This is a genomic window from Exiguobacterium sp. UBA1053 (assembly GCF_002316465.1).
GTDB classification, from domain to species: Bacteria; Bacillota; Bacilli; order Exiguobacteriales; family Exiguobacteriaceae; genus Exiguobacterium_A; species Exiguobacterium_A abrahamii.
In genome coordinates, this window is sequence record NZ_DCDO01000005.1 from 58524 (window position 1) to 77988 (window position 19465).

At 46.0% G+C, this 19465-nt stretch carries 19 protein-coding genes; 7 read left to right on the forward strand and 12 right to left on the reverse strand.

Going from position 1 to position 19465, the window contains the following annotated elements; genetic code table 11:
* Positions 1-155: 155 nt before the first annotated feature.
* A complete protein-coding gene (gene abc-f / locus B3G15_RS04415) occupies positions 156-1856 on the forward strand; it encodes a ribosomal protection-like ABC-F family protein (RefSeq protein ID WP_290716193.1) in 1701 nt (566 codons plus the stop codon).
* A 72-nt stretch (positions 1857-1928) separates the two neighbouring features.
* Here abc-f and rsgA read toward each other — a convergent pair whose 3' ends face one another.
* Positions 1929-2978 (reverse strand): ribosome small subunit-dependent GTPase A, encoded by a 1050-nt coding sequence (rsgA, locus tag B3G15_RS04420; protein ID WP_290716196.1) that lies wholly within the window; start codon positions 2976-2978, stop codon positions 1929-1931.
* A gap of 273 nt (positions 2979-3251) precedes the next feature.
* On the opposite strand from rsgA, the gene B3G15_RS04425 reads away from it, so the two are divergent.
* From B3G15_RS04425 to B3G15_RS04445, 5 genes are read left to right on the forward strand one after another with little or no spacing between them, the layout of a single operon-like run.
* Positions 3252-3629, forward strand: coding sequence for a hypothetical protein (locus B3G15_RS04425; protein ID WP_023467260.1), 378 nt, complete (start codon positions 3252-3254; stop codon positions 3627-3629).
* A gap of 50 nt (positions 3630-3679) precedes the next feature.
* The gene (locus B3G15_RS04430; RefSeq protein ID WP_023467259.1) at positions 3680-4297 is read left to right on the forward strand and encodes a hypothetical protein; all 618 of its coding nucleotides are present in this window, start codon (positions 3680-3682) and stop codon (positions 4295-4297) included.
* Positions 4298-4356: 59 nt separating this feature from the next.
* Positions 4357-5076: a cell wall-active antibiotics response protein LiaF gene (gene liaF, locus B3G15_RS04435; RefSeq protein ID WP_029340864.1), complete on the forward strand. Its 720-nt coding sequence runs from the start codon at positions 4357-4359 to the stop codon at positions 5074-5076.
* Complete coding sequence (locus B3G15_RS04440; RefSeq protein ID WP_034785901.1) at positions 5073-6098, forward strand: sensor histidine kinase; 1026 nt, start codon at positions 5073-5075, stop codon at positions 6096-6098. The genes liaF and B3G15_RS04440 overlap by 4 nt, the downstream gene beginning before the upstream one ends.
* Positions 6095-6724, forward strand: a complete 630-nt coding sequence (locus B3G15_RS04445; RefSeq protein ID WP_023467256.1) for a response regulator — start codon at positions 6095-6097, stop codon at positions 6722-6724. The genes B3G15_RS04440 and B3G15_RS04445 overlap by 4 nt, the downstream gene beginning before the upstream one ends.
* 298 nt (positions 6725-7022) lie before the next feature.
* Here B3G15_RS04445 and B3G15_RS04450 read toward each other — a convergent pair whose 3' ends face one another.
* The 11 genes from B3G15_RS04450 to B3G15_RS04500 all read right to left on the reverse strand — a co-directional run bounded on the left by B3G15_RS04450 (position 7023) and on the right by B3G15_RS04500 (position 17933).
* The gene (locus B3G15_RS04450) at positions 7023-8714 is read right to left on the reverse strand and encodes a b(o/a)3-type cytochrome-c oxidase subunit 1 (protein ID WP_290716210.1); all 1692 of its coding nucleotides are present in this window, start codon (positions 8712-8714) and stop codon (positions 7023-7025) included.
* A gap of 1 nt (position 8715) precedes the next feature.
* The gene (locus B3G15_RS04455) at positions 8716-9186 is read right to left on the reverse strand and encodes a cytochrome c oxidase subunit II (RefSeq protein WP_290716213.1); all 471 of its coding nucleotides are present in this window, start codon (positions 9184-9186) and stop codon (positions 8716-8718) included.
* 12 nt (positions 9187-9198) lie between these two features.
* Positions 9199-9312 (reverse strand): hypothetical protein, encoded by a 114-nt coding sequence (locus B3G15_RS04460; protein ID WP_023467253.1) that lies wholly within the window; start codon positions 9310-9312, stop codon positions 9199-9201.
* Between the two features lie 221 nt (positions 9313-9533).
* Positions 9534-10247 carry a Crp/Fnr family transcriptional regulator gene (locus tag B3G15_RS04465; RefSeq protein ID WP_251138223.1) on the reverse strand — a complete coding sequence of 238 codons (714 nt, stop codon included), beginning with the start codon at positions 10245-10247 and terminating at the stop codon, positions 9534-9536.
* 160 nt (positions 10248-10407) lie between these two features.
* Positions 10408-11562 carry a CDP-glycerol glycerophosphotransferase family protein gene (locus B3G15_RS04470; RefSeq protein WP_149426862.1) on the reverse strand — a complete coding sequence of 385 codons (1155 nt, stop codon included), beginning with the start codon at positions 11560-11562 and terminating at the stop codon, positions 10408-10410.
* Positions 11563-11615: 53 nt separating this feature from the next.
* Positions 11616-12005 (reverse strand): glycerol-3-phosphate cytidylyltransferase, encoded by a 390-nt coding sequence (gene tagD / locus B3G15_RS04475; RefSeq protein WP_050678243.1) that lies wholly within the window; start codon positions 12003-12005, stop codon positions 11616-11618.
* Between the two features lie 16 nt (positions 12006-12021).
* Positions 12022-13191, reverse strand: coding sequence for a CDP-glycerol glycerophosphotransferase family protein (locus tag B3G15_RS04480; protein WP_290716696.1), 1170 nt, complete (start codon positions 13189-13191; stop codon positions 12022-12024).
* A 62-nt stretch (positions 13192-13253) separates the two neighbouring features.
* Positions 13254-14636 carry an aldehyde dehydrogenase gene (locus B3G15_RS04485; RefSeq protein ID WP_214728510.1) on the reverse strand — a complete coding sequence of 461 codons (1383 nt, stop codon included), beginning with the start codon at positions 14634-14636 and terminating at the stop codon, positions 13254-13256.
* Between the two features lie 100 nt (positions 14637-14736).
* On the reverse strand, positions 14737-15444 hold the full coding sequence (gene deoD, locus B3G15_RS04490; RefSeq protein ID WP_023467244.1) for a purine-nucleoside phosphorylase: 708 nt from the start codon (positions 15442-15444) through the stop codon (positions 14737-14739).
* 24 nt (positions 15445-15468) lie between these two features.
* Positions 15469-16173, reverse strand: a complete 705-nt coding sequence (locus B3G15_RS04495; protein WP_023467243.1) for a response regulator transcription factor — start codon at positions 16171-16173, stop codon at positions 15469-15471.
* On the reverse strand, positions 16170-17933 hold the full coding sequence (locus B3G15_RS04500; protein WP_290716234.1) for a sensor histidine kinase: 1764 nt from the start codon (positions 17931-17933) through the stop codon (positions 16170-16172). Before B3G15_RS04500 ends, B3G15_RS04495 begins: the two co-directional genes overlap by 4 nt.
* Positions 17934-18131: 198 nt before the next feature.
* Here B3G15_RS04500 and B3G15_RS04505 point away from each other — a divergent pair, with 198 nt between their 5' ends.
* Entirely contained in the window at positions 18132-19421 is a 1290-nt protein-coding gene (locus tag B3G15_RS04505) for an NCS2 family permease (RefSeq protein WP_290716237.1), read from the forward strand.
* Positions 19422-19465 lie beyond the last annotated feature (44 nt).

Sequence of the window (19465 nt, forward strand, 5' to 3'; positions counted from 1 at the left end):
CGGATGTCTGACGCTACGAGTCTGCTCTTTTTCGGTGTGACCAACCTCTGGCCAGCACCTTCTTTGAGTTACACTCCGGCACACCATCCGCTCGCTTCGGATGGTGTGTTTTTCATTTCATCTTATCGGAAATGAACACTAAAGGAGCTGCTTTTATGCCTACTGAAACACTTACGATCCAACACCTATCGATGGACTACGACGAACGACGTCTTTTCTCGGACGTTTCTTTTCATATTCATACCGGTGAACATGTCGCCTTAATCGGTCCGAACGGCATCGGAAAAACGACACTGTTACACTTGATCGCTGACCAACTTCAGCCGACTGACGGTTCGATCAGGCGTCATTACAAAAAACTCGGTCTACTATCACAACACTTCGTAGCGGGCGATCACACCGTTCTTGATGTCGTCGAACGAGCGGATGCGGTTCGTTATCAACTTCGCGCTAATGCCATGAATGGTGACTTGACGATCTATCAACAAGCACTCGATCAGGACGCCTTCTCGCTTGAAGCAGATGCAACACGCGTCTTAAAAGAAGTCAAATTAGAGGAAGCACTCTGGACACACAAAGCATCCAGTTTAAGCGGTGGTGAACAGACGCGCCTCCAACTTGCCTGCCTGCTTCTGTCACGACCTGATTTCATCATTCTCGATGAACCTACGAATCATCTGGATCAAGAGACGCTCGAGTGGCTCACGGAATGGGTCAACATGTCACGGACCTCGATTCTCTACGTCTCACACGAACGATTCTTCATCGACGCAACGGCTGATGCCGTCATTGAATTATCCGAATCAGGGGCAACGCGATACAGCGGAAACTACCAGTCCTATAAAGAACAAAAGGAACATCAAGCTCTGTCGCAACAACGAGCGTACGAAAAACAAGAACGCACCCGTAAAGAGCTGACACGCATGATTCAAGGATACCGACAATGGCATCAAAAAGCCTCGAATCAAGCGAGTGAACGGGATCCGTATGCGAAAAAGAAGGCTGCTAAACATGCGACGAAGGTCAAGGCAAAAGAGCAGCAACTCGAGCGTCTACTCGAGGATTGTGTACAAAAACCACAGGTTGCACCGACTGTTCACGTCGCATTCGAACATGAAGCGATTCGTGCGAAACGACTGATTTCGTTTGAAGGTGTCTCTTTCATGCATGAGACGAAACCGATCCTAAACGACGTTTCGTTTACGGTAGAACGTGGTGACCGAATTGCTGTCATCGGACCGAATGGAAGCGGGAAAACGACCTTACTGCGTCTCATCGAGGGCGAATATGCTCCTCATCAAGGGAACGTAATCCGTCATCCTCGATTGAAGACCGGCTATTTTTCACAAGCCCTTTCCCACTTACCGACATCCGGTACGTTGTTAGAGGCATTACTTGAGTACGGCACGATGAGTGAAACGGACGCCCGGACGTTGCTCGCCTGTTTTTTATTCCGTCGCGATGATGTTTACCGGTCGATTTCCGACGCTAGTATGGGTGAGAAATGTCGGATCGCTTTCTTACGTCTGTATTTTTCAGGTGCTCACTTGCTTATTCTCGATGAACCAACGAACTATTTGGACCTTGCGACTCGTGAACAAATCGAAGCCGCCCTCGATGTTTTCCCTGGTGAGCTCCTCTTCGTCTCTCACGATCGTTATTTTACCGATCGGCTGTCGAATCGGACGTTTGATTTAACGACTGGATTCAACGATCATCCGGTCGGAACGGCCACGGTACGAAACGCGCGCCGAAGTGACCCTGAAGCGATTCAATCCGACTTACATCGTCTTGATGCGTTGACGGGTAACGTGCCGTTCCATACAGAAACAAATGAATTCCTTTCAAAAGAATAACGAGAAAAAAGCATCTGCATAGAAAAAGAGACTCCTTTTTCCGTTGCAGATGCTTTTCATATTTCAGTCGTATTATCGCTTTTGATACTTCACTTTCGTATGCGCTTGGGCCTGCTTGTGGATTTTTTTCCACTTTTCTTTCTCCGCCGCCTGCAACGCCACATTTTGCTTGCGTTCCGCATAAGCGATTTCTCGTTTTAGCTTGACGAAGCTATTCCAGCGTTCAGCAGTTAGTGTGCCATCTTCTAAAGCTGTCCGAACGGCACAGCCCGGTTCCTTATCATGTTCACAGTCTCGGAAACGACAGTTTTCAGCAAGCTCCTCAATATCAGAAAACGTCGACGATAAACCGTCACTTCCATCCCATAAGGCCAATTCTCGCATCCCCGGTGTATCAACGAGCAGTAGACCGTTCGATAGTCGTTTCAGTTCGCGATGCGTCGTCGTGTGACGTCCACGTTCATCGTCTTCTCGTACGCCACCCGTCTCCATTAACTGTTCTCCAGCTAAAGCATTGACGAGCGTCGACTTCCCGACGCCGGACGACCCAACTAACACAATCGTCTGCTTGATTTGTAACTGTTCACGCAACTCCTCTAATCCGTCACCGGTCAAAGAATCAACGGCAAGGATTGGTGTTCCGAACGCGATCGCTTCGACAGCCTGTATTTCCGTTTCAATCGACGGCATCAGACTTTTTTTCGTCAGGACGATGATTGGTGTCACCCCTGCATCCCAAGCAACCGTTAAATAACGTTCCAGTCGACGGACGTTGAAGTCATGTCCAAAAGCCATGACGAGCAAGGCAACGTCGACATTCGCGCAGATGATTTGTTCCTCGGTCTCCGTTCCTGCCGCTTTTCGGGAAAATTGAGAAGATCGTGGCAAGACACGCTCGATCCGTCCCTTCCCAGGTTCTCGTTCTGTTTGGATGATCCAGTCTCCAACCGCTGGCAATTCAGCTTTCGTTCCTGATTGAAAACGCAGCTTACCAGACAGTTCGCTAAGTGATTCTCCTGTGTCCGTCATGACACGATAATGCGTTTGGTAGACGGCCGTGATTCGTCCCAGTTGTTCTGTTCCTGTCGTTTCGTAGACAGGTGGTGTACCCCATTCGTTCAAATGGTTTCCTCCTCTGATTTAAGGGAGGGAAACCCCTCCCTGGTTTTCGACACATGTTACTTTTTTAGCGTTGATTGTTGCACTCATCAACATCACTCCTCTCGATTCGATTCCTTTATAGAATATCATATCAATCAATGTTTCTGGTAGCGCTTCCCTCAAAGTCAGACCTTCTCTCCGCCTTAAGCCCGAGAGCAAATACGGTCCAAAGAGCGTCGTACGAACAGAAGGACTTCCGTATTATAAAGGTATCAACACAAGGGAGGCTTCCTCATGAAGCAATCGAAAGGAAAACAATTGGTGATGATTCTTGCCGGACTCGCATTACTCGCCGTTGTCATCGGAACATTACCACATATGATCGGACTTGGTTTAGGGGCATTACTTGCGTTCTATTCGATCAGTAAGTTCATGCAATCGAACAAATGGCCAGCGAAACTCGGTTTCGGATTTCTAGCAGCCATCGGAATCGGACTTGCCCTCTCAAACATCTGGGCAGTCATCGGAATCGCAGCAGCCATCGCATTGTACGTCGGTTACATGCGTATGAAACTACAGCGTGTCAATGTTCAAGATCTCTTTAACCGCCGCCGTACGTCAACAACACATTTTGAAGCTGACTGGAAAGACTTAGACGAAAAACGATTCTAAATTTAAAGATAATACCCATACTGTTTACCACTTTCAAGGAGGAATTTTTCATGAAAAACGTGTTTGATCAACTCAATGATTTTGCGACACAAATGATGACAGAAGTCAAAAAAGCCGCTGAACAGGGCGAAGTACCTGCTAAAAAGCTCGTTCGTCATATTCGATCTACAGAAGCTGATTTAAAAGAGATTGATCGACTACTTGAGCGTCAACGAACATTATTGCTGGAACTGACTCAAAAGCAGGAAGAAGCGAAGGATTTAGCCGATAAACGCTTCAAACAAGTTGAAATCGCAAACGAAGCCGGTGAACAGCAACTCGCCGAACGTGCTGCCATCGAATCGAAACATTACGGAGAGCAATACCGGTTCTTCGAAGAACTCGTCGCTGAAACGAAACGCGAGTTAAATGAGCTTGAACGTGAAGCCCTCGAATTGAAGTTGAAGCTCGAAGACCTACAGAACAAACGGTACGAATGGATGATGCGCGAAAACGTTTCGAACTTAAAAAACAAGATGAACCAGGTGCTAGATCGCGAACCAAATGCTACTATAAAAGAAGAAGCACATCCGTTCACGGCGGAAGAACCTGAAGCAAAACAACCAGCCGTTGATGAAGATGATATCGATGCGCGTATCGCTGAACTCGAACGCCGCATTCATCAATAAGCAGTTCATGACGAAGGAGGCGTATGCCTCCCTTTGTCATGTTAGAAAGGAGATTGATCGTGCGACGATTAAGTACGAAACAACTGGTCGGTTACGTATCGATCCTGTTCGCCCTTGGTCTATTCTATGACCTATTATCCGGTGCAGGAAATGTATTGTTCGGTGTCTTATTCCCTTTCCTGCTGTATTACGTCGGGATTCATTTCCGGCGGCGCAATCATGAAAAACTAGCGATCCTCTTTTATATCGTCGGTACGATCATTCTTGCTGGCGTCGTCCTCAGTTCGGCTGCCATCGGTTTTGTCATTGCCGGAATTTTGCTCTATCTTGGGATCATTCTTGTGACACGGCATTCTGTCCGTGAATTTTTGTTTTCACGGATTGCCCCCCATCAATATGAAGAGGAAGGCATCAAGATTCAACCAGCTTACTCCTTCTCGACCCAGGCCGATGCACCGTATGTCTTACAGGACTTAAGTGAACAGTTCATCGTCAAGGATTTAGAAATCGATTTGACGCATGCCTATGTCCCGGAAGGTGAAACATTGATCGTCGTCAGTGGCGTCGTCGGGGACGTCCGGATTCTTTTACCGTCCGGTTATGATTATACGCTCGACACGTCGATCGGCTTCGGAAGCGTCAAGACGGACATCCGCCGGATTCCGACCTTCTTCAATCGACGCATTCAATTCCGAGCACCAGAATACGGTGAAGCGACGCGGAAGGTTCGTATTCATGTCATGCTCGGTATTGGCAACGTGGAGGTGTCTTCGATATGAAGCGTGATCAATTTCCGCTTGGTGTCATCGCTCTGCAAGTCATGACGGGCTTTTTGACAGCCGTCATGACGACGTTGTTATTCTTAAGTACACGCCAAGTCGATTGGCATGTTCTCTTCGTCCGTCAGCAAGACTTTCCTGTCCTTTTACTCGTCATCGGACTCTCATTACTACTGCCGCTTGCTATCGGTAGCATGCATTATTTTTTCTTGCGTCGTGACTTCAAGCGTGTCACGACTGCCATCATCGAACTGGAGCAAGGAAAAGATGTGACGATCGTTCCGGGTCCCTACTTTCATACGTTGACACGCTTGTCGCGGATTGGAAAACGTATCGACGAACAAGTCGAGACTGTCCAAAAAATCAGTACACGTCCGCAACATGTTGAACAAGTAAGAGTTCAAGCCGTCACGGAAGAACGAAAACGACTCGCACGTGATCTACACGATTCCGTTTCGCAACAGCTCTATGCCATCTCCATGATGACGACAGCAGCTAAACAGACGATTCTGTCTCAACCTGAAGCTGCTGCCAAACAGATTGAGATGGTCGAGACGATGGCGCAAACGGCGCAGTCTGAAATGCGCTCCCTCTTACTTCAGCTTCGCCCTGTCGAACTCGAAGGAATGACGTTACAACAAGGACTTTCTCAACTGCTCGAAGAATTATCTAGAAAGCAGTCCACACAATTGAGTTGGAAGTTAGAAGAGATGTCACTTCCACGACAAATTGAAAACGAGTTATTCCGGATCGTTCAAGAAGGATTGACGAATGCATTACGTCACGCGAAAGCGTCTCATATGGATATCGAACTCCGACAATTCAACGAAACGATCATTCTAAGCATGAATGATGATGGTGTTGGATTCGTCGTTGATGAAAAAAAACTTGCCTCTTATGGCATTAATTCGATGCGGGAACGGACGGCTGAGATGGGCGGAACGATTCGTCTCGTCAGCGTTCCGGGACAAGGAACCCAAATCGAAGTCAAACTTAGAAAAGATCGGATGGTGCAAGTATGATACGCGTATTATTAGTAGATGACCACGAGATGGTCCGGGCCGGTGTGTCTGCTTTCCTTTCCACACAACCAGACATCGAGGTCGTCGCCGAAGCGTCGGATGGTCAAGCAGGAGCCTTGCTTGCGCTTGAACACCGACCGGATGTCATCTTGATGGATTTAGTGATGGAACCAGTCGATGGTGTCGAAGGAACGCGACTGATCCGTAAAGACTGGCCGGAAGCAAAGATTCTCGTCGTGACGAGTTTTCTTGATGATGAGAAAGTTTATCCTGTCATTGAAGCGGGTGCGATGAGTTATGTCTTAAAAACGGCTAGCGCCTTTGACATCGCAGAAGCGATCCGCAAGACGGCAAACGGTCAATCCGTCATGGCAGCACAAGTGACCGGTAAAATGATGGAACGTCTTCGTCGTCCTACGACACACTTACATGATGATTTAACGGAACGTGAGCAGGAAGTTCTTCAATTGATGGCTCGTGGTATGGCGAACCAAGAAATCGCAGACGAATTATTCATTTCCTTAAAAACCGTTAAAACACACGTCTCGAACATCTTATCGAAACTCGATGTCGTAGACCGTACACAAGCTGTCGTCTATGCCTTCAAGCATAATCTCGTCAAATAAGATTTAGCCCTTCATTACTTATTCCTTAAGCTCACGCAAATAAGGGGCTGACTCAAAAGTCAGTCTCTACAAAGATAAGGGAGGCAGATTGATGATCTGCCTCCCTTATCTCGTAATAAAAAGAATGACGCGTCACACGCAACTCCTACAGGAAAAAACGCATTTATGCGTTGTCAGAGACGAACAAGACCCGCTTTCCTGCTTAAATGAAGCAGGAAAACTGGCTTGTATCTCGCCTGAGGAAAGGGCGTTTACAGACGCGTCATTCTTTTTTTGAGTCAGCCCCTTCTTCTTTGTCTTACCAGAGTCTCCATCCGGGAGCTCCTGGAGGAGCATTTTCAATCATATGCCAAATCGGCACCGTATACGCAAACGCAATCAAAGCGAACGTTACGAAAATCCATAACTTCCAATTTTCAAAGAAGAGTGGCGTTGCCATCGCCTCTTCTTCCGTTTCAGCAATCGGAAATTCTTCCGTTTCTTTTGGCGTGCGGAAGGCAAGTTGGAACATCGCATAGAGGAATAGCAGAATCGAGATGAATAAAATCGTTCCGCCGATCGCCATTGCGACATGATATGGAATCCAGTCAGCGACGATGGAATCCTTGAAGTAGGCGGCTGGACCCGTCCGTCGTGGATTACCGAGTAGTCCTGAGATGTGCATCGCCGTCGACATGAAGAGCATTCCGATCGTCCAGGCAGCCGTTTGAATAAGCCCGAGACGATTCATTGCCGCTGTTAACGTCCGACCACGTAAGAGCGGGACAAGCCAGTAGGCTGTTCCGAAGAACGTCAGTGCGACAGCAGCACCGACCGTGATATGAAAGTGTCCCGTGACCCACAATGTGTTGTGAACGATGATGTTCAGCTGATGCGATGCATTAATGACACCACCTGCACCTGCTGGAATGAAGAACAACATCCCGATGAACGGTGCAAGGAACCGGACATCCCGATATGGCATTTTCTTCACCCAACCAAATATGCCAGTTGCCCCCTTCCGGCGACCCGCCAACTCAAAAGTCGCAAACATCGAGAAAGCAGTCATCAATGATGGAATGATGACGAGGAATGTCAAGACGACTTGGACATACTTCCAAAATGCAGAAATCCCCGGCTCTAACAATTGATGGTGAAAACCAACAGGGAATGAAAAGAGTAGGAATAACAAGAACGACATACGTGCTAACGCATCAGAAAAAATCTTCCCCCCAACGATTTTCGGAATGACCGTATACCAGACGATGTAGGCAGGTAACAACCAGAAATAAACGAGTGGATGACCGAAGTACCAAAATAGCGTCCGGGATAGCTCGATTCCGACCTTATCTGTCCAACCGAGAGATAAGGGAAGTAACTGAAAGAGAATCGTTGCTGCTACGCCGAGTGTCGCAACGACCCACAACAAGGCAGTCATGATGCTCATGTAGGCTTGAAGCGGTGGATGAACACCTGGATGTTCCCGCTTGTAATCAGCATACATACGGAACATGGCACCAGACGCGATCCACGTTCCGACGACGAAGATGACGAGTCCGATATAAAAAACGGGATGTGCCTTCAGTGGTGCATAGAATGTATAGAGGACGGAAGCTTCACCTGCAAGCACCATCCACGTGACGAGGACGACACCAAGAATCATGAACCAGAATCCGACCCATCCGAGACGTCGAGGAAACTCTTCGAATCGTCCGAACGATTGACCTAAAAATGAGAACAATAATCCAAAAATGAATAACGTCGTAAAGACGATCGCAAGCATCAATCCGTGCGCAGTCAGAAGTTCATAGTATCCGATTCCCGCGATTTCTGGAATGGCACCTGTCCGTACCATCGTTTGTAGTAATCCACATAGACCACCGATCAATAAAGCAACAAGTGAAAAACTAACATGTGCGAAGGCCAGTTTCGCTTCCTTGATTCCGATGACGGTAGCGGGTAGACCACGCTCCATCTCGAACTGTCTTAGTTTATTTGAAATAGCATTCATCTTATTCCACCACCCTGATTTTCGTTGCCATCATATGATGGGCATTTCCACAATATTCATTACAGACGACGAGATACTCGCCTGCTTCCTTGAACGTGTACTCAATCGAATTGATATGACCGGGAACGACCATCATGTTGACGTTCGTCTTGACGATTTCGAATCCATGTACGACGTCCTTCGATGTCACGAGAAAATCGACTGTCGCCCCTTTAGGTATGACCATATCTTTTGGTGTAAACTGAAAAGCTTGTGAAACGATGACCGCTTCGTATCGGTCATCATCAATCTTTTTTAGTCCTGGCTTATCAAACGGTTTCGTTTGATCGACTTTTGTCGGATCAATCAATGTCGCATCAGATGGTGGTTGATTTCCGGATGCAAAAGCGGATACACCGATAATGGTCAAGAAGACCGCTAGCATCGCTACTCCGAAGATCAGCCAAATTTTTTCTAAACGATGAATGTGCATCGTGATTCCCCCTTAACGTGATATGAACAATAGAAAGATTGAACTCCACATCCCGATGATGACACCTGCTACGATCAGGACGGCAACAAATGTTCCTTTTAGATTTGATTCTGTCTTTTGGCTCATCGTGATTACTCCTTTCCTACTCTGAACTTGTCTTTATTGTAAGAATTCAGCAAGTCTGGAAACTGTGATAAATATCACTTTAAATATGAAGATTCCGCACTTTTCATTTCGAAAACACACAGAAAGTTCACATCTAAACGAGCGTAGAAAAAACTTTTATACATAAAAATAACGCGAGACAGGAAAGTCCTGTTTCGCGTCGGGATGATTCATACATTTTATTAAATTCGACAAACACCTGCTGGACATCCTTCACAATGACACAGATCCCGTAGATATTGCGGATCGTGAATGGTGATTTCTTTTGCTGTCATCGAAATGACCCCTTCTTTTTTCCACTGAGAAAACATACGATTAACGGTTTCACGTGGTGCACCAATCAATTGACCAAACTCACCGTCGGATGGTCGCTTCGCAAGACGATACGTTTCTCCCACTTGTTCCCCTTCCATCGCAATCAAGCGAAGTAACGTCGAAGCTAATGCCCCTGGTTTTCCAAACAGTAGTAAGTCACGTAATTTCGTTTCCGTTTGCTTCCGCATTAATGCTTGCCATCGCATGATCTCAAGCGCAAAGGCACCGTCTTTTTTCATGAGCTCTTCTAATTGGTTTTTCGATAAGAATCCGATGATGCTATCTTCCATCGTTTCAATACTGTAGGAACTCGGAAAAGCTTCTCCTACATCAAATTCGCCAAACAAATCTCCTTTGAAATATAAAAACATGAGTAATGGACTGCCTTTTTTCGTCAACTTCGATAGTTTGACGCCTCCTTGTTTCACATAAAACAACTTATCGTTCATTTCCCCTTCCCAACAGACAATGGAATCCTTTTTGAACGTCGTTTCTGTCATGAAGCTCTCAAGCAACGTTCGCGTTTCGGGTGATAAGACGAACGTATTGGCTTCAGTCGTTCCACAAGTTAGCATATCCATTTCTCCTCTCCTCTTCTTCTGCTTTTAGTATAGAACATCACAGTCGAAAAGAATGGATTTTCAAAAGATTGTCAAACTTTGTTCAACATTTCACATTATTATTTTTAAAATGACCTGACGACTACTTTTAAGAATGCAAAAGGAATCGTCAGGAGTGATGTCATGGATTTATATCATAGTAATGATGAACAATTCGATTGACTGCTTGACCCGGCGTCTGATCATACCAGTTCTGTTGGAACTTCTGCATGTGTTGACGACATTCTTCAAGTATCACATCAGACGTGATCCACTCCATCAACTGCTCCATCCGTTCTGTCTGGCGGACAGGTAGCGGTTTCGGATACTGATCCACGAGCCCTGGTAGTTGTCGGTATGTGTCAATATCCGGTGTATACAAGAACGCCGGAATGTTGAGGAGACAGCTTTCAAATGGAATCGAAGAATAATCAGTTACGAGCACATCTGTGATCAGCAAGTAATCATTGATCTGATACGTATCGTCCAAAAGATGGATATGGCTAGAACGATAGGTAGAAAGAGACCGAATCGTTGGATGTAATTTAACGAGAATCGTCCATCCCGCTTGAGCAAGTTGTTCGAACTGTTGAATTGTATGATCTTCTGTTCCTTTGTATTCCCGGTATGTCGGTGCATACAATAATATTCGACGATCAGTCTTTACATATTGTTTTCTTAATTCCAGTGTTTTCTGCTTTCGTTGCTTCTCATCAAACCAATAGTCCGTTCGTGGCATGCCGAATGGTTTAAAGTGAGACCGTTTTAAGTCGTGTGGTGCCATGAACTGTGTCGCACAGCGCATCCCTGGTACGATGAAATCACCATATTCCTGATAAACACGTCGAAAACGATTTCGTACTCGTTCTGATACGAACAGACTTTTGGAGGAGGTCAGTCCAAACTGCTTTAATGTTCCTGCCGCATGCCATAGCTGGATACGTCGTGTTCCTCGTCGCGTTGTTGCGACACTGAATTCTGCGACATAATTATCGACGAAGACCGTCCGGGAGGTCGCAAGCAAATACGCCAATCGGACGAATCGTAAACGACGAAAGCGAAGAGTCCGATCTGACTTCCACAGATCCGGCTGCTTCATGAAATGATGATCATATACCAGATACCGTTTCTCACTTGGCAATTCCTGCGCTAAGCGATCATTAACAGGTTTTGCGTTATCACCATACGTCATCCAAAACAAAGTGACTGGTCGAAGCGGTAGCCATCGAAAGACACCATAACAAATACGAAACAACAATAAATAGACCCATACGATACCTTCTCTAACCACTTTCATCCTGCCCTTCTACGAAGAAAGACCGCACGTCGATCGTGTGGTCTCCTCTTCAATCACTTCGAAGCTAATTCCGTTTTAATCTGGCTTGTAGAGATGCCTTCAGTCCGACTGAGGTAAACGACTTCACAGTGCTCTTTCAAGAAGTCGAACTCGCCTTTCCAGTCGTCACCCATGACGAAGAGATCAACATCATGTTTTTTCACATCTTCTACTTTTTGATCCCAGCTGTTCTCTGGAATAACTTCATCCACATAACGGATGGCTTCAAGGATCATCTTCCGATTCTCAAAGTTATGGTAAGACTGTTTATGTTTTAAACGATTGAATTCGTCTGTCGAAATCGCGACGATGAGGTAATCGCCCATCTCTTTGGCACGTTTTAAGATGTTGATATGACCCCAGTGCAATAAATCAAATGTTCCGTACGTAATAACCTTCTTCATGATTTTGCTCTCCCTTTTATCCGTAAATTCTCTTTATGATCGTCTTCATCGCCCGTTCTGAAGCCTGCCCATCATCCCATTGACAATACGTCTCTTGGAACGCTCGGAATGCTGACGCATACCGTGTGTGCCAATCATCCAACTGATTCAATTCTTCAAATAGTGCTGTCTCAGTGGATAATAATGGTCCCGGTGCCCCCTGTTCAAAATCGAAGTAAAATCCGCGCAACTGATCGCGATAATGTTCTAAGTCATACGTATAGAATAAAATCGGACGCGATAAATGCGCAAAATCGAACATGACAGAAGAATAATCCGTGATCAAAGCGTCTGACGCCATATAGAGCTCCGCGATATCCGGGTAGTCCGATGCATTTCGAACGGATGGATAAGCAGTGACGTCGAGACGACTTCCGACTAAATAGTGCATTCGAATAAGCAGGACATATTCATCCCCGAATCGCTTTTCAAATTCCTCTAACGAAAAGGGCAGCTCAAATGAATATTTCCCTTGACCTTCGAACGCATTATCTCGCCAAGTAGGTGCATACAGCAAGACTTTTTTCGAAGAATCAATCTCATAGTGGCGATAAACCGTTTCTTTGATTTTAGCATGCCGTGCCTCTTGATAAAATATATCATTTCGAGGGTATCCAATTTCTAGCATCTCACCTTCAAAAGCAAATGCCCGCCGAAAGATTGAACTAGAGTAGGCATTCGGGGAAATTAAGCCGGACCATTTTGCAGTCTCTTGCTTAAATCCTTGCTTGTACCGCTCCGTCGTCGTATTCGCCATTTGGACATCATCCATATCAAGCGCGAGCTTTTTGAGCGGTGTGCCGTGCCATGTTTGGAGATAATACGTTTTTTTCGGTTTGATCAACCAACTCGGTAACCGACTGTTTGATACCCAGACCCGTGACGTCGCGAGCAAATAAATCCAGCGAAACGTCAACCGATCTACCGTCTTGACGTCTGGCGGAAACGTAACACCTCGTTGTTTACTAAAAATCAACTCACATTCCGGATGCATCGTACGCATCAATTCGTAGATGGCACGCGGACTGTCACTATATTGCTTTCCGAGAAAACTCTCGAAAAGGACTCGATTTGATTTTTGTGGCAACCACGTAAAGACTTTCATGATGGTTCGCAGACTGCGTTCAATCAAGCCTGTTCGTTTCATCCACTGTTTTACTTGATCTTTCAAGTGAAGAGCTCCTTCTTAAGTCAATTAATCACAGCTCATCATAACAAAAAGCGCATCCATTTGGAATTGCTATTTGTTCGCATGTAGCGGAAAGGTAAATCGAACGCCGTCGTGTTTTTGACGATTCCTTTACGATGGCTGAACGTCTCGAAACTATACTTGCCATGATATCCACCCATGCCACTCGCCCCGACTCCACCAAATGGTAGATGATGCTGTGCGACGTGCATCAATGTGTCATTGACACATCCGCCACCGAATGAAATCCGTTCAAGGATACGATGTTCGACGGCTTTGTTCTCTGTGAACAGATAAAGTGCAAGCGGCTTATCACGATCGTTAACGAACGCGATGACCTCTTCGACTTCACGGTATGTCAATACCGGCAAGATCGGTCCGAAGATTTCGTCTTGCATCAATGGAGCATCCACCGCTACATTCGTCATGACAGTCGGCGCCATCTTACGCGTTTCCGGATCCACTTGTCCACCGAATTCGATCGTCCCTTGCGACAAGTAACTGCTAAGGCGATTCAGATGATCGTCCGATACGATTTTGACGTAGGATGAGACGCCGACGCCATTCCCGTACTGTTTGAAGGCTTCTTCTTCAATCAACTGCAAGAAACGTTCTTTGACGTCCTCATGAATCAATACGTAATCCGGGGCGATACATGTCTGTCCGGCATTCAGCCATTTTCCCCATGCGATCCGCTTCGCTGCTAGACGAAGATCCGCATCCTTGTGAACGATCGTCGGTGATTTCCCACCCAGTTCAAGTGTGACCGGTGTTAAATGCTTCGCCGCAGCCTGATGCACGATTTTTCCGACGCGTGTGGAACCCGTAAAGAAGATATAATCAAAACGCTCGTTTAGTAAAGCGCTACTGACTTCAGCATCTCCTTCTATGACGATTCCGAATCGTTCATGGAATGCCGTTTCAAAAACTTCTCGTAATACACGAGAGACGTTCGGTGTCAGCTCGGATGGTTTAAGGACGACCGTATTCCCCGCTGCAATCGCACCAATGACCGGAGCAAGTGCCAGCTGGAAAGGATAGTTCCATGGCGCGATGACAAGAACGTTGCCATAGGGTTCATACTGGATTTCACTTTTTGAGCCGATATGCAGAAGCGGTGTTGCAACACGCTTTGGACGTGCCAGTCGACGGAGTTGTCGCTCCATCCGTTGAATCTCTCCATAAACGAAACCGATTTCCGTCGTAAAAGCATCATGCTGTCCTTTATTGAGATCTTGTTTTAATGCCTCATAGATCGCGGCTTCATGCGTTTCAATCGCTTGGCGTAAGAACGTCAGCATGCTTAAGCGAAAAGCTAGACTACGTGTTGCACCTGTTTGGAAAAAGTGACGCTGTGTCTCAAGGCGCTCTGAAAGCACTGTCTCTGTCATCGTTGTCTCCATCCGAGAATCTCCCCTTTAACTGATCTATAACACTGCCTTTATCTTACCATATCTCTTTTTCGATATGAAAAAAGACGGAGAGGCTTCTCCGTCTTACTTCTTATAATTGAATCGCTGTCTCGAGCGCGACTTTCATCATATCGTTGAATGTCGTCTGGCGCTCTTCAGATGTCGTTTCTTCACCTGTCAACAGGTGATCTGAAATCGTCAAGATCGTCAGTGCGTTTACTTTATGTTTTGCTGCAAGTGTGTAAAGACCTGCCGCTTCCATCTCGATTGCGAGACATCCGAAATCCGCCCATTTTTTGAAGTGATGGAAATCATCTTGATAGAACTGATCCGTCGTGAAGATTTGACCAACTTTTGCATCGATACCTTGTTCTTTAGCTGCTGTATATGCTTTATGCAACAGATCAAAAGAAGCTGTCGGTGCGTAGTCTAGTCCATTAAAACGGACACGGTTCTGTGCCATGTCATGCGAAGCACTCATCGCGATGACGACGTCACGAACTTTAACGTCTGGCGTGATCCCACCGGCAGTTCCGACACGGATCAAGTTCTTCGCACCGTATGACTGAACAAGTTCGTTCGCATAGATCGACATCGATGGTACACCCATACCTGTTCCTTGAACCGAAACTTTTTTCCCTTTATAAGTACCTGTGAAGCCATACATGCCTCGAACTTCGTTATAAAGGACGACGTCCTCTAAAAACGTCTCAGCGATGTATTTAGCACGTAACGGATCTCCTGGGAGTAAGACCGTTTCGGCGATTTGTCCTTCAGCTGCATTAATGTGTACACTCATGTACGATTCCTCCTCGATAGTCGTTTAAATCGACAACAATTCACGAAACTCATTCGGTGTCATACCGAATTGTTTTTTGAACACTTTCCGAAAATACTTATCGTCCTGATATCCGACTTCAAGTGCGATTTCGTAAATGCGCGCTTCCGTCTCACTCAATAATTCCTTCGCTCGATTCAAGCGAATCGTTTGGATGTAATCAGATAAGTTAACGGAAAAACGCTGTTTGAAGCGTCGTGATATATACTCTCGGCTCAAGTAAAACCGTTCGCTCATGAATTGCAGTGTCAATTCTTCCGCATAATGCGTTTCGATGTATTTGGCGATTTGATCAATCGCTTCTCCTGATTCCACTACCGGATGGATACATTCCATCGCGCGGGACAAGGCATCATTGAGTACATCTGGATCAACCGGCTTCAATAAATAATCAAAGGATTGATGCAAAATGGCACGTCGCATATACGTATAATCATCATACCCTGTCAGCACGATCGTGACGACCTTTGGATGATGATTTTTTGTCCATTCTAGTAATGTTAATCCGTCGAGTCCAGGCATTTCGACATCTGTCAGCATTAAATCGATCGTTCCAGTATCCAGTAATCGTTTCGCTTCTTCCCCATGTTCCGCCTCGTAAATATGTGAGACCTGCCAACTGTCCCATTCTCCGAGCAATTTGACCGCTTCCCGTACATGTCGTTCATCATCTACGATCAACACGTTCATGCCAAGTCCCCCTTCTCATATGGAATCCGAATCACGATTTTGAATCCTCCCTCTACCGCTGAAGAAGAGAGCGTCATATTTGCTTGCTCCCCGTAAAAAATCAAGAGCCGTTCATAAATATTATGGAGACCAATGCCGCTCGTCTCGAGATCTTCTGGGTTACGATGCATGCGCATTTTTCGATCAATCTCTTCAAGTCGTCCTGTTTCAAGAATGGCGCCGCTATTCTCGATTTGAATGATGAGACGTCCACCATCCGTCCGTACTTTGTAGGCGAGATAGTTTTCCGTCGCTGCTAATTGCTGTCGAAAGCCGTGTTTGAAGTAATTTTCAGCGAACGGTTGCAAGATCATCTTCGGCACTTCAATGTCATTGAGATGCCACGGGACGTCAACGATATAACGGAACCGTTCCGGAAAACGTTGCTGTTGCAAACGAATATACGCTTGAAGATGATCGACTTCTTGTTTTAGGGTTACGATCGTCTGCTCATTATTCATCGAGTAGCGCATCATTTGTGATAATCCGGTGATCGAGCGGTACGCGATCTTCCGGTCTCCTTGTAGCGTCGTCGTTCCGATCGATTGTAAGGCATTGAATAAGAAGTGCGGATTGAGCTGAGATTGTAATGCCCGTAGCTCATTCGTCCGGTTTTCAAGTGCCAGTCGATACTCCCGTTTGATTAAACGATCAATCCGTTGAATCATGCGTTGGAACTGACGGTTGAGTAATCCAATCTCGTCATTCGTCGTCGCAACGAATGGTGCTGATAAATCCCCTTGTTCGACTCGCCAGACGTTTACTGTCAACTGTTTGATTGGTTTCGTGATCTGCATGGCAACGAGACTTGCGGCAATGATCATGACGAACAGTGAGACTAAACCAATCAAAACAAGAATCAATGCCGTTTCATTCGCCCCTTGGATGACTGACGCATACGGAATCCGTTTGACGAGTATGAGTGGAACGCCATTCGTCATCGTCTTCGAATAGACGATGAACGATTTTCCGACACGTAAACTCCCACTCTGCCCAGTGAATTGATCGACCGGTAGTTCCATCTCTGCTCCAGTCTGTGCCAACACACGCTGTTCTGTCATCAACCATAACGACTCTTCCGGATCATTCTCGAACAGTTTCAATTGTTGTTCGAATACACGGACTGGAATATCCACTGAAAGGAAGCCGAGTGGCTCATCTGTTTCGACACGATCGATGCGATAACGAAAACTAACGACTTGTTTCTCATCAAGAATCATCGTGTGCACATTGTATGGTTCAATCGTGTGCGCTCCGTCAATCAACCAGCCACTTTTTTGTTTCATCAATCGAAAATAATCCGTTTCTTGCATCCAATCAAACGTTCCCCGACTCGTCGTTTTCATGTTGTAGACCGAATACTCCGAATAACCATTTAAGATGACGAAATGTAACTGCTCGATATCCTGACGTGATAAAAACAGACCTAACATCGCCCGCGAAACGACTCCATCAGATTCGTCTAATTCCTGATCTGCTCCGACGCGCATAATGTTCATCAACGAACGATTCGCATACAGACTTGTCGAGAGACGGCGGATATCCTCTATGTAATGGGTCACCTGTGTATTTCCTCGCGTCAACACGTTCAGGCTAGAACGTTCTGCCTGTTCAATGTTTTGGTGCCGTACATACAAGTAGGAGATCGATGTCGCGAGGGCTGTCGGAATCAAGATCGCTAGGACGACGAGACGAATCAAACGTGTCCGGATACTTTTCATGAAAGGCGCCCCCATCCTTTTTCTTGTAATCAATCGTATCATAACCTTGAATCCGCTTACATCATTTCCTGATATTCTCTTTCATGATTCCTATAAAAAATTCTTTTTTGTTACGACTTGATTCCGAATGAATTTTACTATAATATCATCAATGTTCGTTTTTTTAATCAATTTGTTATGAAGGTGGTCCTTTTACCCATGTTTAAACTTGCCGCACATCAAACAACCGTAAAACGTGAAATCCAAGCTGGATTCGTGACGTTCATTACGATGGCATATATTCTGCTCGTCAATCCAACGATTTTAGCAGATGCCGGTATCCCCCAAGCCCAAGCATTTTCTGCGACGATCATCGCGACATTGATTGGTACGCTCCTGATGGGGCTTTATGCGAATCTACCGATCGCAGTCGCACCCGGAATGGGACTCAATGCGTATTTCACTTATACACTTGTCGTTGGTGAGAAGATTCCCTATCAGACAGCACTCTCAGTTGTCTTCGTCGCTGGTATCATTTTCTTATTGTTATCCCTCTCACCGATTCGTACGAAGCTGATTGAAATCATTCCGATGACATTAAAGCTTGCGATCACAGGTGGAATCGGTCTTTTCATTGCTTCACTCGGTCTGAAGATGTCAGGAATTCTCGTCGCTAGTGAAGATACACTCGTCACGATTGGCGCATTGACGTCACCAGAAGCATTGATCACACTCATCGGACTATTAGTTGCCGCCATCTTGACGATCAAACGTGTACCAGGTGCTATTTTGTATGCCATGATCCTTTCTGGATTGATTGCATTCCTGACAGGTGAATTGAAGTTTTCCGATTCCTTCGTTGCGTTACCGACGTTACCAGAAGGATTGATCATCACGAATCCGTTCAACGCCATTCAAGACGTATTCCAATACGGTCTGTTCAGCGGTGTCCTCTCCTTCGTTCTCGTGACGATGTTTGATACGACAGGTACGATGGTCGCTGTCGGAGAACAGGCTGGATTGATTGAAGAAGATGGATCATTGAAAAACAGCGAACGTGCCCTATTATCTGATTCGACTGCGATGGTCGCTGGTTCATTATTCGGAACAAGTCCCACAACGGCTTACGTAGAATCTGCAGCGGGTGTTGCTGCTGGTGGACGGACTGGACTCACATCCGTGACGGTCGGGATTTTATTCGCATTATCTGCCGTCTTTGGACCGTTCGTTCAATCGATTTCGAGCGTCCCTGCGATTACTGCGCCCGCATTGATTTTAGTCGGTGCCTTCATGATTCAAAACATCAAACAGATTCCATGGGATGACTTCAGCGAAGCCTTCACGGCTTTCCTCGTCATCTTGATCATGCCATTATCCGGTAGCATCGCAACCGGTATCGCATTCGGTTTCATCGTCTATCCAATCATGAAAGGTATCCAAAAAGAGCGTGTCCATCCACTCATCTATGTATTCGCGCTTCTCTTCTTCATCCAATTATTCTTCTTATAATAAAAAACATGCCTGTTCCGTCAGTTGATCGGAACAGGCATGTT

What these genes read in the sequence shown, in the direction of transcription:
- B3G15_RS04465 (WP_251138223.1), bottom strand. Translation starts at nt 10,247, where the DNA reads ATGGATATGCTAACTTGTGGAACGACTGAAGCCAATACGTTCGTCTTA.
- B3G15_RS04445 (WP_023467256.1), top strand. Translation starts at nt 6,095, where the DNA reads ATGATACGCGTATTATTAGTAGATGACCACGAGATGGTCCGGGCCGGT.
- B3G15_RS04440 (WP_034785901.1), top strand. Translation starts at nt 5,073, where the DNA reads ATGAAGCGTGATCAATTTCCGCTTGGTGTCATCGCTCTGCAAGTCATG.
- B3G15_RS04495 (WP_023467243.1), bottom strand. Translation starts at nt 16,173, where the DNA reads ATGAACGTGTTGATCGTAGATGATGAACGACATGTACGGGAAGCGGTC.
- B3G15_RS04505 (WP_290716237.1), top strand. Translation starts at nt 18,132, where the DNA reads ATGTTTAAACTTGCCGCACATCAAACAACCGTAAAACGTGAAATCCAA.
- abc-f (WP_290716193.1), top strand. Translation starts at nt 156, where the DNA reads ATGCCTACTGAAACACTTACGATCCAACACCTATCGATGGACTACGAC.
- deoD (WP_023467244.1), bottom strand. Translation starts at nt 15,444, where the DNA reads ATGAGTGTACACATTAATGCAGCTGAAGGACAAATCGCCGAAACGGTC.
- B3G15_RS04455 (WP_290716213.1), bottom strand. Translation starts at nt 9,186, where the DNA reads ATGCACATTCATCGTTTAGAAAAAATTTGGCTGATCTTCGGAGTAGCG.
- B3G15_RS04425 (WP_023467260.1), top strand. Translation starts at nt 3,252, where the DNA reads ATGAAGCAATCGAAAGGAAAACAATTGGTGATGATTCTTGCCGGACTC.
- B3G15_RS04470 (WP_149426862.1), bottom strand. Translation starts at nt 11,562, where the DNA reads ATGAAAGTGGTTAGAGAAGGTATCGTATGGGTCTATTTATTGTTGTTT.
- B3G15_RS04485 (WP_214728510.1), bottom strand. Translation starts at nt 14,636, where the DNA reads ATGGAGACAACGATGACAGAGACAGTGCTTTCAGAGCGCCTTGAGACA.
- B3G15_RS04460 (WP_023467253.1), bottom strand. Translation starts at nt 9,312, where the DNA reads ATGAGCCAAAAGACAGAATCAAATCTAAAAGGAACATTTGTTGCCGTC.
- B3G15_RS04500 (WP_290716234.1), bottom strand. Translation starts at nt 17,933, where the DNA reads ATGAAAAGTATCCGGACACGTTTGATTCGTCTCGTCGTCCTAGCGATC.
- B3G15_RS04480 (WP_290716696.1), bottom strand. Translation starts at nt 13,191, where the DNA reads ATGAAACGAACAGGCTTGATTGAACGCAGTCTGCGAACCATCATGAAA.
- B3G15_RS04450 (WP_290716210.1), bottom strand. Translation starts at nt 8,714, where the DNA reads ATGAATGCTATTTCAAATAAACTAAGACAGTTCGAGATGGAGCGTGGT.
- tagD (WP_050678243.1), bottom strand. Translation starts at nt 12,005, where the DNA reads ATGAAGAAGGTTATTACGTACGGAACATTTGATTTATTGCACTGGGGT.
- B3G15_RS04430 (WP_023467259.1), top strand. Translation starts at nt 3,680, where the DNA reads ATGAAAAACGTGTTTGATCAACTCAATGATTTTGCGACACAAATGATG.